Below are 13505 nucleotides of genomic sequence, written 5' to 3' on the forward strand. Positions count from 1 at the left end.
GCGGTGCGGGTGGAGCTCTACGACGTCTCCGGTGCCCGGGTGAGGACGCTGCACGCCGGGCTCATGGAAGCCGGCGCGCGCATCGTGGAATGGGACGGGCGCACCGATTCCGGCCGTCGCGCCGCCGCGGGAGCCTACCTGGTCCGCGTGCGCTACGAAGGCAAGGCCCTGGACGGCAAGGTCATCCTGTTGAGATAGCAGTGCACCCGCGATCGGGGAGAGGTCTCCAAGGTCGCGGTTTCCGGCAGGCACGCATGCCTGTCCACGAGGCGAGGCACGAATGACGACCAGCCGGGCGGGAATGCCCGAATCACACCGCGCGCAGCATCCCCGCCCGGCGGTCGTCGTGGCCGTCCTGGTCTGCCTCGGCCTGCTGGCCGGCGCCCCGGCGCCGCCCGCGGCGGACCTCTCCACTTTCACCCAGGTCCACTCGGGGCTGACTTCCGACTACGCCACGTGCCAGCTCAAGCTGACGTACCAGGGAGGGCAGACCAAGCGGCGCTCCACGCTGGCGGGCGTGAGTTCCGTGCGGCCCGGGGGCTTCGACCTGGCCGCCTTCGATCCCTTCCAGCACCACGGCAGCTACGGCAACGACACCTTCGTCGGTGACACGCTGGTGGTGAGCTCCGCCGAGTTGCAGGCGCTGCTCGACGGCATCGCCCTGCACCCTGCGATGCAGGACACGATTCCCCCGTCCCTGCCGCACGTCTCGCTCATGGTGCTGCGCGATTCAGGCGGGAGCCCGATGTGCTGGGAGCACATCACCGGCTCCTACGAGGAAGGCGACACGCTCCTCCAGCTGCTGCACGATGCATTGGCGGCCCCCGCGGACCAGGCCACGGTCGACAAGTTCCGGCACCACCTCGTGGGGATCCGGCGGTGACCCCGCGCAGCTGGGTCGCGCGGGCGGCCTGCGTCGTCCCGGGGGCGCTCCTGGCCGCCGCCCTCGGGTCGAGCGCGGCGGGGGCGGGGGACTACCCGGGCGACAATGGCACCTTCAGCGCCGACAAGTGGCCGAACCGCGCGAAGACCAATGACGAGATGCGCATCAAGTACGTGCCCGATCCGAAGAAGGTGGGCAAGTGCGACTCGATCTACCTGTGCCAGACGATCCGCGCGAAGGACGGCAGCGGCAACGTGCTCAACCCGGCGGGCCTCAGGCCCAACGGCGCGACCATCGGGCCGTTCGAGCACCTGGGGGACGACGTGACCGACGCCGGCACGGCGGTGGACCACGAGGCCACGGAGAAGGACCCCTATTACAACGGCCCGGGCGACGACGGGAAGGACAAGGCGAGCACCGGTTCCACGACCACCCCGGTCCCGGCACCCACGTCCATGACCGATGAGCCGTGGATTCCCGACGAGTGGATGCCCGTCGGCGTGGACTCGGTCACCCTCGAGTTCGAGACCTGCGCCATCTGCAAGGGCCCGCCGGGCCAGGACAAGGTGCTCGACTGCATCAAGTGGACCTCCGGGCGCCACCGGGGCGATCCCACAGAGGGACAACTCACCGAGCCCGTCGCCCCAAACGCGGGCCCGCCCAGCCAGGAATTCCAGGACGCCAAGAAGAAGTTCGAGAAGAACCACGCCAACGGCCTGATCTGCCCCGAGGGGCTGGCGGAGGTCTTCAAGGGCCTGCGCAACCTGCTCCCCGGCTTCTACTCCTACATGCCCACCTTCCAACACCCGATGCAGCCCACGCAGATGCGCGTGGACGTCGTGAATTCCTCCGGCCAGGTGGTGGCCGCGATCCCCTGGGAGGCGCGCGACAGCGGCGGAGCCCGCCTGCTGGGTTCCGGTGTGCTACCCACGCTCGAGCCATTCTCGTACGCCACGGTGTTCTTCGTGGTGCCGCCCGTGACCGTGCCCGGCGAGCTCAACCCGGTGACGGTGTCGGTGGATCCCGCGAATTCCATCCCCGAGTACGACGAGGCCGACAACCAGGAGTCCATCCCCATGGGCTTCGGGGGCCCGCTGGCCGTGGACGACGGCCCGCGGGGCCCGGCCTCCAACCGCCTCGGCGTCTCCCCGAGCCCGTTCCGCTTCCGCACCACCGTGGCGTTCACCCTGCCACGCGCGGCGGCGGTGCGAGCCGAGGTGTACGATGTCTCCGGCGCCCGGGTGAAGCTGCTGCACGCCGGCCGCATGGAAGCCGGCGAGCGGACCCTGGAATGGGACGCCCGCACCGACACCGGCCGCCGCGCCGCCGCGGGAGCCTACCTGGTCCGCGTGCGCTACGAAGGCAGGACGCTGGACGGCAAGGTCATCCTGCTGAGATAGCGGCCTGCGGAGCACGCCGGTTGCGACCCGGCCCCCTGAAAGGGTAAAATCCGCCCCGGACGTTTTATCAGGAGAGATGTCCGAGCGGTTGAAGGAGCACGACTGGAAATCGTGTGTAGGCTAATACCCTACCGAGGGTTCGAATCCCTCTCTCTCCGCCATTTTGCCCTTGGAGGCGCACGCCCATGCGCCCGCAGGAGTTAGCCTGCGGCCCCGGCACCCGCCAGGGTGCGTTTGCTTTCGGGGGGCCGAGCGGCTACAATGTCGGCCACCGGCGGACCGGGAGCCTGCAAGCGGCCCGGGCCGGCACAGGTCTTGGGGATGTAGCTCAGTTGGGAGAGCGCCTCGTTCGCAACGAGGAGGTCACCGGTTCGATCCCGGTCATCTCCACCATAGCCTTGTCAGCAGTTGACGGAGCCGGGCCCTTGCGGGGGCCCGTTTCGTCCATTGGGGCCCGGCCCACGGAGGCGCGCACGCGCCACGCAGGGCAGGGAACCGGAAGTACCCGCTGCCGCGGGGGCGGTGGCGGGCCGTGCTACACGGGGCACTAGCGGCGCCTTCCCGCCCGCAGTCCGCTATAGCGGGGTGGAATTCCCTGAACGAGGTTGTCCCAAGGAGCTTGCTCACGGCGCGCACGCGGCTATGAAGGTCAGGTCTTGCGCAACTCGATCCTACGAACCCCGTCAGGACCGGAAGGTAGCAGCGGTAAGTAATCGTTCGAGTGTGCCGCAGGGCTCCCTGGCCCGAGCAGGCGACGCGCCGAGGGTCTCCGAGGGACAATCCAGGCAGGGTGCACGGCCCGTCACCGCCAGGGAGGAGCGGCCATGAACCACGTTTCGCTGGCGCTCAAGTACCGCCCCATGCGTTTCGGCGACCTGGTGGGCCAGGAGCATGTCACCGGGCCGCTGGCGCAGGCGGTCCTCGTCGGGCGCATCGCGCCCGCCTACCTCTTCTCCGGCTCCCGCGGCTCCGGCAAGACCACCACCGCGCGCATCCTCGCCAAGGCCCTCAACTGCACCCACCGGCAGGGTGCCGAACCCTGCAACGAATGCCCCTCGTGCGTGGCCATCACCAACGGTTCCAGCCTGGATGTGATCGAGATTGACGGCGCCAGCAACCGCGGCATCGACGACATCCGCGACATCCGCGAGCGCGTGCGTTACGCGCCCACCGGGGGCGGCAAGAAGGTCTACATCGTGGACGAGGTCCACATGCTCACCGACCAGGCCTTCAACGCGTTCCTGAAGACTCTCGAGGAGCCGCCGCCGCACGTGGTGTTCGTGTTCGCCACCACCGATCCGGACGACCTGCTGGAGACGGTGCGCTCGCGCTGTCAGCGCTACGATTTCCAGCGCATCGGCGTGAAGCAGGCCTTCGAACGGCTGAAGTGGATCGCGGGGCGCGAGAAGCTGGACACGGAGGAGGCGGCGCTGCACTTCCTGGCGCGCCGCTCCGAGGGCAGCCTGCGCGACGCGCTGGTGCTGCTGGACCAGGCCGTGAACTCGGGGGAGAAGCGCATCACCGAGGCGGGCCTGTGCTCGCTGATGGGCCACGCCGACACCGAGTTCTTCTTCCGGCTCACCGACGCGGTGCTGGCGCGCGACGCCCAGGCCGCGCTGAAGCTGCTGGCGGAGGCCCTGTCCCGGCGCACGCGCGAGACGCTGGTGTTCGCCGGGCTGTGCGAGCACTTCCGCGCCCTGATGCTGGCGCGCGTCAGCCCCTCGCTGGACGGACTGCTGGAAGGCACCCCCGAGATGCTGGCGCGCTACCTCGAGGCGGCGCAGCGATTCCCGGAGGAGGACCTGGTGCAGTGCCTGGACCTGTGCCTTGACGGGGCCTCGCGCCTCGAGCGCAGCCCGCACCCGCGCTTCCAGCTGGAGTTGCTGGTGGTCACGCTGGCGCGCCTCGATTCGGTGAAGAGCCTGGAGCAGATCCTGGCCCGCCTGGAATCGGGCGGACCGATGCCCGCGCCGCGGGGCGCGGGGTCGGCCCCCCCCGCGGCGTCTCCGCGGGGCGCCGCTGCCCCCGGGGGTGCCGGGGTCTCCGCGGCCTCGCCGGGTGCCGGGTCTGCCGCCCCTCTGCCTCGCCCCGCCGCGCCCTCGCTGGCCGGGGCCGTTTCCGCCGGCGCGCCGCTGCCGCCCTCGGCCGCGGCGGCCGCGCGCCGGGCCGCGGGCGTGCCCGCTGGCGTCGCTGGCCGCCTTCCCCGAGGAGAGCTGGACGCGCGTGCTGGCGCACGTGGGCGAATCCCGCCGCACGCTGGGCGCGATCCTGGAGGTGGCCCAGCCGCTGGGCTGTGACGGCGAGACGCTGTACGTGGCCGTGACCAGCGATTTCCAGAGGCTGCAGCTGGAGAGCCGCGACCACGTCCGGTTCGTGGAAGGTGCGCTGGCCGATCTGGGCCTGCCCGCCCGGCGGTTCCGCTGCGTCGCCCGCCCGGGCCAGGCTGCGGGAGCTTCCCCGGCGGCCGCTCGCCCGGCCGCCGCGCCGCTGCGCGATTCCGCAAGGCCGAACGTCGCCGCCGCGGATGCCCCGCTGCCGGCGGCAGCGCCGCGGCCCGCAGCCGCCGTTCCTTCGGCCGATCCCGCGGCGCCGCCCGTGGACCTGGTCGAAAAGGTCATCGAGATGTTCGGTGGCGAGGTCGTCGGCTAGTCCGGGATCTTCCACCTTCCGATTCTCTCACCCACCGCTCCGGACACGCCGGGAGGCCAGACATTGAAGAACATGGGAATGCTGATGAAACAGGCCCAGCAGATGCAGGCCAAGATGGCCGCGTTCCAGGACTCGCTGGGCGACCTGCACATGGAAGGCTCCGCCGGCGGCGGCAAGGTGACGGTGGTGGTCAACGGCAAGCACGAGCTGGTGTCGGTGAAGTTCGACCCGGAAGTGGTGGCCGCCAACGACACCGAGCTGCTCGAGGACCTGGTCACCGCGGCCTTCCACGAGGCGCAGGCCAAGGTGGAGGAGTACCTGAAGGTGGAAATGACCAAGCTCACCGGCGGCGTGCCGCTCCCGTTCTGACATGGAATTCAGCTCCAGGCATCTCGAGCAGCTGGTGGACGAGTTCGCGCGCCTGCCCAGCGTGGGGCGCAAGACCGCCCAGCGCCTGGCGTTCTTCATCCTGGAATCGCCTCCCGAGGAGGCGCTGCGCCTGGCGCACGCCATCGAGGCAGTGAAGAGCCAGGTGGGCCACTGCCGCCGCTGCGGCAACATCGCCGACGGGGAGCTGTGCCTCCTGTGCACCGACGGGCGGCGCGAGACGGCGCTGGTGTGCGTGGTGGAGCAGCCCTCGGACGTGCTGGCCTTCGAGAAGACCGGGCGCTACCGCGGCATGTACCATGTGCTGCACGGCTCGCTGTCCCCGCTGGACCGCCGCGGCCCCGACGAGCTCAACTTCGCGACGCTGGTGGATCGGGTGAAAGAGGGCGGGGTGCGCGAGGTGATCCTGGCCACCAATCCCAACGTGAACGGGGAGGCCACGGCCAGCTACATCGCCGAGCAGTTGCGGCCTCTCGGGGTGCAGGTGAGCCGCATCGCGGTGGGCGTGCCGATGGGCAGCGACATCGAATACTCGGACATGTCCACGCTGGGCCGGGCGCTGGACGGGCGACACCCGGTCGAGTAGCGGCGGCCGGGCGGGGCCGGGCAGGCGTCGGTGCCTGCCATCCACGATTCACGAGGCGTGGCCGCTTCCCGCGCTACACCGTGACGCGCAGGCCGTCCCAGGCGAAGGTGCCGCGCGCCGCCCTCAGCGCGGGAGTGCGCTCCAGCGCCTCGTAGTCCTCCGGTGTGCGCTGGCAGATCTCCTCGATGTGCGTGAAGTAGGTGCGGCCCGCGCCCAGCCGCGCGGCGATCCGCAGCGACTCCTCGAACGAGGCCTCGGCCTGGGCCTTGGGGTGCCCGGGGATCTGGATGCGCGCACCGGCCGGGTCGAACTCGAACCAGCCCGTCTCGATCACCGCCACGTCCGCTCCGGACAGGAACTCCTCCGGTTCGTAGCCGCGGGTGTCGTCCACCGCCAGCACCGCCCGCCGGCCGTCCCCGCTCACCTCGAGGGTCCACAGCTCCGGGTTGGCCATGGGGAACGCGCGGAACCGGAGCCCGGCGGCCTCCACCGCCTCGCCGGCCTCGATCTCGCACACCCGCAGCAGCCCGCGCTCTTCCAGGTACCGCAGTCGCTCCATGAGGCCCTGGTGTTTCTCGAAGTCGCGGGCCACGCGGCGTGGCAGGTACACCGGGGTGCAGCGGTGCGCCCGCTCGCCCCCGGCCGCGCGCCAGTCCACGTTCAGGTGCTCGAAGAGCCGCACGCCGGCGGTGTGGTCGGGGTGCCAGTGGGTGAAGAACACGGCGTCCACGCGCTCCACGCCCCAGCGCAGCAGCGCGGCGTGGATCTCCTCGGGCGTGTCAATGAGCACGCCCGCGTCGCCGGCCGCCGGCGAAAGGTAGAGCGAGGGCCCGGAGCGCACGTGCCGCCCGCCCCTCGCGCGCGCCTCCCGGCACACGCGGCAGCCGCACCCCACGCGCGGGGTGAGCGTGGCGCCGCTGGTGCCCAGGAACAGGATCTCCATCAGATGAATTCCTTGCACTTGGGCCAGATGTCGCGCAGCCGGTGCTTGAGCCCGCGGCCCAGGAAGATCGGCAGATGGTCCTCGTAGGGCATGCACCACTCGTTGTTCGTGCTGTCCACCGGGGTGACTTCCCGGTAGGTCTTCTCCACGTCCGCCTGCGACTGCCCCACCACCAGGATCACCTCGCCCCGGCCGTTCGACTCGTCCCCCGGGCCCCACAGGTAGTAGCTGTTGTGGCCGCAGATGGCCCGCGGCAGGCCGTACTTCGGCCCGTAGAAGTCCAGCGCGCCGGCTTCGCCGTAGTTGGAGGCGAACACCACGCAGCGCACGCGGTCGGCCGGCGGCAGCGCCTGGTAGGCCCGCGCCACCCGGACCGCCAGCTCCTCCCAGCCGAACATATCCGCGAATGTCTGCGGGAGCCGCGGCGGCCGGTGCCGTTCCTCGGGCGGGCCGGTCACATTGAGCGCGCGCGCGTAGGCCTCCAGGCGTGCGGGAGGCAGCACCGGCAGGACAAATGGCGCGAGCGCCACGCCTCCCACGAGGAACGCCGCGGTGGTGACCGGGCGCAGCCACCCCAGCCGGCGCGCCTTCGCGAACCGCTCCACCGCCCCGGCCCCGGCGGCCAGCAGGAAGGTGTAAGCAGGGCCGAGGTAGTAGATCTTGCCGCGGGTAAGGATGAACAGCGCCAGGATGAGGAGATACGCCAGCCCCAGGGCCCGGTGCCGGCGCGAGCAGAACCCGAAGAGCAGCGAGCCCAGCCCCGCCAGCCACACCGGCAGCGTGAGCGGCTGCATGATGAACACCTGGCCCTGCAGGTAGCCCAGGGGCGAGACGGGGAAGTTCTTGAGGCGCCGGGCGTTTTCCATGAACTCCAGCGTCGGCCAGCCGTGCGCGGCCTGCCACGCCAGGTGGGGGGCGAAGATCAGCACGGCGATCAGCGCCGCCAGCCACGGCCCGCGCGTGCGCAGGTGGGCCCGGGCCGGGGTCGCCAGCATTCCCACGAAGAGCCCCGCGAGCAGGAAGCCCACCGAGATCTTGTTCATCAGCCCCGCGCCGGCCGCCAGGCCCAACCACAGCCACAGGCCCCGCCCGCCCCCGCCCAGGATCCGGATCAGCAGCCAGGCCACCAGGGTCCAGGCCAGGATGTCGAAGGCGTTCATGGTGAACAGCGTGAAGTTGGACAGGTAGACCGGCGCCAGGATCGCCCCCAGCGCGGCCAGGAACTGCGCGAACCGGCCCCCGCCCAGGTCGTGGGCCATGAGCCCGGTCAACAGCACCGTGGCGGAGCCGGCCAGCGCGGGGAAGAGCCGCAGGCCCTGCAGCGATCCTGGAAACACCGCCTGCGCCAGCGCCGCCACCACGGCCACCAGCGGGGGATGGTCCACGTAGCCCCATGCCAGGTGGCGCCCGCACGCGATGTAGTAGAGCTCGTCGCGGAAGAAGTTGTAGCCGCCGTTGGTGAGCGCGTGCAGGAGCAGGCTGGCGGCCGACATGAGCAGCAGGAGCGTCATTTCACCAGCCTCCGTCGCATCAGGGCGATGGACGCCACCGCGGCGGCCACCGCCGCGACCGCCAGCCCGGCGCCCACCGCCAGGTCCATGATGACCAGCCGGTCGAGCATCGAGGCCCGCACCAGCCGCGAGACGTGCGTGAGCGGCAGGGCGGTGGAGATCCAGCGCGCCCACGACGGCAGGTTCTCGATGGGGAAGAACGTGCCGCCGAACACGAACATCGGGAACACCATCAGGAAGATGGGCAGGTTGAACACTTCGATGGTCGGCACCAGCGAGGTGGCGATCATGCCGAACGAGGCGAAGAACAGCCCCCCGACGACGGCCACCGGGATCACCCACAACCCCGACGGGAAGGCCACGAACCCGAAGAACGACAGCACCAGCAGCATGATGGACGCCGCCACCAGCGACTTGGTGGTGCCCCACAGCAGCTCCCCGGCGATCACGTCCTCGATGGTCAGAGGCGTGGCGGTGATGGCGTCGAAGGTCTTCTGGTAGTACATGCGCACGTACGAGGAGTAGGTGGTCTCGAAGAACGCCCAGAACATGATGGCGATGGAGATCGTGCCCGGCGCGATGAAGTTCATGTACGGCACCGGCAGCCCGCGGAAGTGCAGCACCCCCACCGCGCCGCCCAGCCCCAGGCCGAAGGCCAGCAGGTACTGGAACGGCTCCAGCAGGGGCGGCAGAAAGTTGGTGGCCCACGTGGTCAGGTACACGTCCACGTTGCGCCGCCACACGTAGGCCGCGCGGTAGGAGACGTTGCCCAGGATCGCGCGCATCAGTCCCTCAGCACCCGGCCGGTCAGCTTGAGGAACACGTCCTCCAGCGTCGCCAGGCGCAGCAGGCGCTCCTGGTGCGGGAAGCGCTCCTCGAACTCGGGGAGCGCGCCGGAGTCGTCGCCGGGGTAGAAGAACAGCCGCTCGGCGCTCTCCTCGTGGCGCAGGCCGCGCCCGGCGGCCCAGGCGGGCACCTCCGGTCCGTAGTGCCAGCACTCCACCACCTCGCGGCCCACCTCGCGCTCCACCAGCTCCCCGGGACGGCCTTCCAGCAGGATCCGCCCGCCGTCCACGAACACCACCCGGTCGCACAGCTGCGAGGCCTCTTCCATGTAGTGCGTGGTGATCAGGATGGTCACGCCGCGGCGCTTCAGGTCGCGCACCAGGTCCCAGATGGCGTGGCGGGCCTGCGGGTCCAGCCCGGTGGTGGGCTCATCGAGAAGCAGCAAGTCGGGCCGGTTGAGCAGCGCGCGCGCCAGCACCAGGCGGCGCACCATGCCCCCGGAGAGCTCGGAGATCTTGTGCCTGAGCACGTGGCCCAGGTTCATCCACTCCAGCAGCTCGCGGGCTCGCATCTCGGCCTCGCGCCGGGGGATCCCGAAGTAGCGGCCGTACACCACCAGGTTGTTCAGGACGTGGAAGTCCGGGTCGGTGTTGTTCTCCTGCGGGCAGATGCCCAGGCGGGCCTTGATGCGGCGGGGCTCGCGCGCCACGTCCATCCCCAGCACCCGGACCTCGCCGGAAGTCGGGGGAGAGGCGCAGGCCAGCACGCGCACGGTGGTGGTCTTGCCCGCCCCGTTGGGGCCCAGGATGCCCACGCACTCGCGGGGCCCGACCGTGAGGTCAATGCCGCGCACGGCCTCGAAGTCGCCGTAGCGCTTGACCAGCGCGCGGATCTCAACGACGGACGTGGAATTCACGCGCGCAGGATACCCCAGCGTGGCGGGGGAAGCCACCGGCGGCCCGGGACGCGATCGTGAGTCGTGCGGCGCTCCGGCTCGCCGGGGCCGGACGGGCGGGCCGAGGCACCGGGTGGCCCCGCGTGGACTATTTTGGGGATAACTCGGTAATCCGTCTGCCCTGTGGATAACCCTCTCCGAATACGAACGCCGCAACCCCCGGTCAAATATTTCGTTGACCCCTGTCCGCAGCCGGTGATAGCGTGACGGCGCAATGGATGCAGGCGGCCCCGGACCGCCCACTCCAGGAAGGAGGACCTCATGGTCAACCGGGCACTCTACGAAGAGGACATCGGCTCGATCAACGCCATCCTCAAGGAGTTGCTGGAAACGTCGTTCGCCCAGGGCGCGCTCCTGGTGGACAACGCGGGACAGCTGATTCTCAACGCCGGCACCACCCCCGACTTCGACCTGCACGCGTTCGCCAGCCTGGTGGCCGCAGATTTTGCGGCCAACAGCGAACTTGCGCGCCTGCTGGGGGAGGACGGGTTCAACACCCTCGTGCACCAGGGCGGGCGCGAACACCTCTACCTCACGCGTGTGAACGCGCGCGTGATCCTCGCGGCCGTGTTCGACAAGCGCACCTCGCTGGGGCTCGTGCGGCTGCGCGTGAAGCGCTGCGTCTCGGACCTGCGGGACTGTTTCCAGCGCCTGTTCGATCGCCGGCAGCAGTCGATCTCCGAGGCCCCCGTGATCGACCCGGCCCTCGTGCACGGCATGGAGTCCGAGCTCGAGCGCGCTTTCGGCGGCTAGGTCCGTCGGGGGAGCGCCAGGAAGGTTTCGCCGATGGCGCTCGTGAATTATCACAGCCGTGAGATTCAGTTCAAGGTCGTGTACTACGGCCCCGGGCTGAGCGGCAAGACCACGAATCTCACCTACATCCACCGCAACACGCCCCAGGTGTATCGCGGCAACCTCGTCTCGCTGAAGACGCAGGAGGAGCGGACGCTGTTCTTCGACTTCCTGCCCGTTTCCCTGGGCGAGGTGGGCGGATACCGCGCGCGCTTTCATCTCTACACCGTGCCGGGGCAGATGATCTACCAGGCCAGCCGGAGGGTCATCCTGCAGGGCGTGGACGGAGTGGTCTTCGTGGCCGACTCCACGCCCACCCGCCAGGACGGCAATCGCCAGAGCCTGCGCGACCTGGTCCGCACGGTGGATGCCTACAAGATGAACCTCCGCGACCTGCCGCTGGTGTTCCAGTGGAACAAGCGCGACCTGGCCGACGCGGTCCCGGTGGAGGACCTGGAGGAGGAATTCAACACGTGGAAGCGCCCCTCCTTCGCCTCCGTGGCCTCCCGCGGCGAGGGCGTCATGGACACCGTGAAGGCCGTGCTGCGACAGGTGCTGCGGGCCTTCCAGGAGGAAACCGCCGCCCAGGCTCCGCAGACCGTCACGGAGTCCCGGAACGCGTCGTGAGCCGGCCCGCAGCGTGGATCGCCCGGTGAGCCGGCCCGCAGCGTGGATCGCCCCGTGAGCCGCCCCCAGCCCGCCCCCCTGCAGCGCTTCGCCGTCGTCCTCGCCACCGTGTTCGGCGCGGGCTACTTTCCTGTCGCTCCCGCGACATTCGGCTCGTTCCTGACCCTGTTCCTGTGGTGGTGGCTGATCACGCTGCCGCCGTGGGTGTACCTGGGGGTCACGGCCGTCATCACCCTCGCCGGATTCTGGCTGTGCGGCGAGGCCGAGAAGACGCTCGGCCACGACGCCCACCCCATCGTGCTGGACGAGGTGGCGGGACAGCTCATCACCCTGGCGTTCGCGCCGCGCACCCTGGCGGCCGCCGCCGCCGGCTTCCTGCTGTTCCGCGTGCTGGACATCCTGAAGCCGCCGCCGGCCCACCAGGCCCAGCGCCTCCCCGGCGGCGTGGGCGTGGTGATGGACGATGTCTTCGCCGGGCTGTACGGTTGGCTCATCCTGCGCGGCGCGGCCGCGCTGCTGCCCTGGCATCTCCCGGTCTGACTGGCTGACTGTCCCGCGCCGCGCGCACCCGCGCGCGCCGCCCCGGAGCGCCCATGCCTCCCAAGCCCCAGGTCTTCACCGTGGCCGCGCTCACCATCGGCAACGAAGTGCTGGGCGGCCGCACCGCCGACACCAACTTCCTGGCGCTGGCCCGCCTGCTCACCGACGGCGGCGCCGAGGTGGTGTGGCACGCCTCGTGCCGGGACGTGGTGGAGGAGATCGTCGAGGCCTTGCGAGTGGCGCTGCGCCACGCCCGGCTGGTGATCCTCACCGGCGGACTCGGGCCCACCCCGGACGACCTCACCCGCAAGGCCGTCTCGCTGGCCCTGGAGCGCCCGCTGGTGCTGCACGACGGCGCCCTGGCGGCGGTGAAGGCGCGCTTCGAGGCCCGCGGCGCGGCGATGCCGCCCAGCAACGAGGTGCAGGCGCTGCTGCCCAACGGCTCGCAGATGATTCCCAACCCCCGCGGCACGGCCCCCGGCTTCCTGGTGAACCACGGCTCCCAGCACGTGCTGGCCCTGCCCGGGGTGCCCTGGGAGATGGAGGCGATGCTGGAGGAGTTTCTCCTCCCGTGGGTGCAGCAGCGCGCCCACGGCGGGCGCACCTCGCACCTGGTGATCCGGACCTGCGGCATCCCGGAGTCGTCGCTGCACGAGAAGCTGAAGGGCTTCGAGGCCACCCTGCCGCCGGCCGCCACGCTGGCGTACCTGCCGCACGGCACCGGCGTGGACCTGAGGGTGAGCCTGCGGGGCGCCCCCGACGCGCTGGAGACCCAGTTCGCCGGCGTGCGCGCCGCGCTGGTGCGCGCCGCGGGGGAGCACGTGTATGCGGAGGGATCGCTCGAGCTGGAGGAGGTCGTGGGCGAGCTCCTGCTGCCTCGCGGCCTGACGCTCGTCACCGCCGAGTCGTGCACCGGCGGCCTGCTGGGCGGGCGGATCACGCGCGTCCCCGGGAGTTCCGCGTGGTACGAGCGCGGCATGGTGACGTACTCCAACCGGGCCAAGCAGGAGCTGCTCGGGGTGCCCGGGGAGTTGCTGGCGGAGCACGGGGCCGTGAGCGCCGAAGTGGCCGCGGCCATGGCCCGCGGGGCGCGGGAGCGTTCGGGGGCCGACGTGGCGGTCAGCATCACTGGAATCGCCGGCCCCGGCGGCGGAACTCCCGAGAAGCCGGTGGGACTGGTGTTCGCGGGACTGGACTGGAGCGCGCGGGTGGGGAGGGAGACCTCCCGGGTGGTCGCCGGCGGTGGGGCCGCGGCCGCGACCGCGACCGGGGCCGCGCCGCCGGCCACCGCATCCCGGCGCCCTGCCGCGAGGGCCGGCCACGCGGTGCGCAGGATGCGCCTGATGGGTGACCGGTCGCTGGTCCGGGCGCGAGCGGTCACCAATGCACTGGACATGGTCCGGCGGCTGCTGCTCGGGCTGCCGGTGGAGCCCGCATCGTGAGCCG

The 13505-nt window shown here is 70.9% G+C and carries 15 protein-coding genes, 2 tRNA genes and 1 other RNA gene; 14 read left to right on the forward strand and 4 right to left on the reverse strand.

Features of this window, described 5'->3' with window-relative positions:
- The 10 genes from HZB25_04585 to recR form a co-directional block, all read left to right on the forward strand.
- The coding region (locus HZB25_04585; protein ID MBI5836504.1) for a hypothetical protein at window positions 1-198 on the forward strand (198 nt) is incomplete at its 5' end.
- A gap of 82 nt (window positions 199-280) precedes the next feature.
- A complete protein-coding gene (locus tag HZB25_04590; GenBank protein ID MBI5836505.1) occupies window positions 281-883 on the forward strand; it encodes a hypothetical protein in 603 nt (200 codons plus the stop codon).
- Window positions 880-2283 (forward strand): hypothetical protein, encoded by a 1404-nt coding sequence (locus tag HZB25_04595; protein MBI5836506.1) that lies wholly within the window; start codon window positions 880-882, stop codon window positions 2281-2283. The genes HZB25_04590 and HZB25_04595 overlap by 4 nt, the downstream gene beginning before the upstream one ends.
- 70 nt (window positions 2284-2353) lie before the next feature.
- Window positions 2354-2444 (forward strand) — tRNA-Ser (locus HZB25_04600).
- Window positions 2445-2600: 156 nt separating this feature from the next.
- Window positions 2601-2676, forward strand: a tRNA-Ala gene (locus tag HZB25_04605).
- A gap of 137 nt (window positions 2677-2813) precedes the next feature.
- Window positions 2814-3081, forward strand: an RNA gene (ffs, locus tag HZB25_04610) — signal recognition particle sRNA large type.
- 26 nt (window positions 3082-3107) lie between these two features.
- Window positions 3108-4580: a DNA polymerase III subunit gamma/tau gene (dnaX, locus tag HZB25_04615; protein ID MBI5836507.1), complete on the forward strand. Its 1473-nt coding sequence runs from the start codon at window positions 3108-3110 to the stop codon at window positions 4578-4580.
- Window positions 4507-4932, forward strand: a complete 426-nt coding sequence (locus tag HZB25_04620) for a hypothetical protein (protein ID MBI5836508.1) — start codon at window positions 4507-4509, stop codon at window positions 4930-4932. Before dnaX ends, HZB25_04620 begins: the two co-directional genes overlap by 74 nt.
- 63 nt (window positions 4933-4995) lie before the next feature.
- Window positions 4996-5301 (forward strand): YbaB/EbfC family nucleoid-associated protein, encoded by a 306-nt coding sequence (locus HZB25_04625; protein MBI5836509.1) that lies wholly within the window; start codon window positions 4996-4998, stop codon window positions 5299-5301.
- Window position 5302: 1 nt separating this feature from the next.
- Window positions 5303-5905: a recombination protein RecR gene (gene recR, locus HZB25_04630; GenBank protein MBI5836510.1), complete on the forward strand. Its 603-nt coding sequence runs from the start codon at window positions 5303-5305 to the stop codon at window positions 5903-5905.
- 73 nt (window positions 5906-5978) lie between these two features.
- Here recR and HZB25_04635 read toward each other — a convergent pair whose 3' ends face one another.
- From HZB25_04635 to HZB25_04650, 4 genes are read right to left on the reverse strand one after another with little or no spacing between them, the layout of a single operon-like run.
- Window positions 5979-6848, reverse strand: a complete 870-nt coding sequence (locus tag HZB25_04635) for an MBL fold metallo-hydrolase (protein ID MBI5836511.1) — start codon at window positions 6846-6848, stop codon at window positions 5979-5981.
- The gene (locus tag HZB25_04640) at window positions 6848-8359 is read right to left on the reverse strand and encodes a glycosyltransferase family 39 protein (GenBank protein ID MBI5836512.1); all 1512 of its coding nucleotides are present in this window, start codon (window positions 8357-8359) and stop codon (window positions 6848-6850) included. Before HZB25_04640 ends, HZB25_04635 begins: the two co-directional genes overlap by 1 nt.
- Window positions 8356-9144 (reverse strand): ABC transporter permease, encoded by a 789-nt coding sequence (locus tag HZB25_04645; GenBank protein ID MBI5836513.1) that lies wholly within the window; start codon window positions 9142-9144, stop codon window positions 8356-8358. The genes HZB25_04640 and HZB25_04645 overlap by 4 nt, the downstream gene beginning before the upstream one ends.
- Window positions 9144-10079, reverse strand: a complete 936-nt coding sequence (locus HZB25_04650; protein ID MBI5836514.1) for an ATP-binding cassette domain-containing protein — start codon at window positions 10077-10079, stop codon at window positions 9144-9146. Before HZB25_04650 ends, HZB25_04645 begins: the two co-directional genes overlap by 1 nt.
- Window positions 10080-10361: 282 nt before the next feature.
- Here HZB25_04650 and HZB25_04655 point away from each other — a divergent pair, with 282 nt between their 5' ends.
- From HZB25_04655 to HZB25_04670, 4 genes are read left to right on the forward strand one after another with little or no spacing between them, the layout of a single operon-like run.
- Window positions 10362-10853: a roadblock/LC7 domain-containing protein gene (locus HZB25_04655; protein MBI5836515.1), complete on the forward strand. Its 492-nt coding sequence runs from the start codon at window positions 10362-10364 to the stop codon at window positions 10851-10853.
- 33 nt (window positions 10854-10886) lie between these two features.
- On the forward strand, window positions 10887-11519 hold the full coding sequence (locus HZB25_04660; GenBank protein ID MBI5836516.1) for a gliding-motility protein MglA: 633 nt from the start codon (window positions 10887-10889) through the stop codon (window positions 11517-11519).
- Between the two features lie 42 nt (window positions 11520-11561).
- Window positions 11562-12059, forward strand: a complete 498-nt coding sequence (locus HZB25_04665; protein MBI5836517.1) for a phosphatidylglycerophosphatase A — start codon at window positions 11562-11564, stop codon at window positions 12057-12059.
- A gap of 53 nt (window positions 12060-12112) precedes the next feature.
- Complete coding sequence (locus HZB25_04670; protein MBI5836518.1) at window positions 12113-13501, forward strand: CinA family nicotinamide mononucleotide deamidase-related protein; 1389 nt, start codon at window positions 12113-12115, stop codon at window positions 13499-13501.
- Window positions 13502-13505: the final 4 nt, after the last annotated feature.

The sequence above is a fragment of the Candidatus Eisenbacteria bacterium genome (assembly GCA_016235265.1).
GTDB lineage: Bacteria > Eisenbacteria > RBG-16-71-46 > RBG-16-71-46 > JACRLI01 > JACRLI01.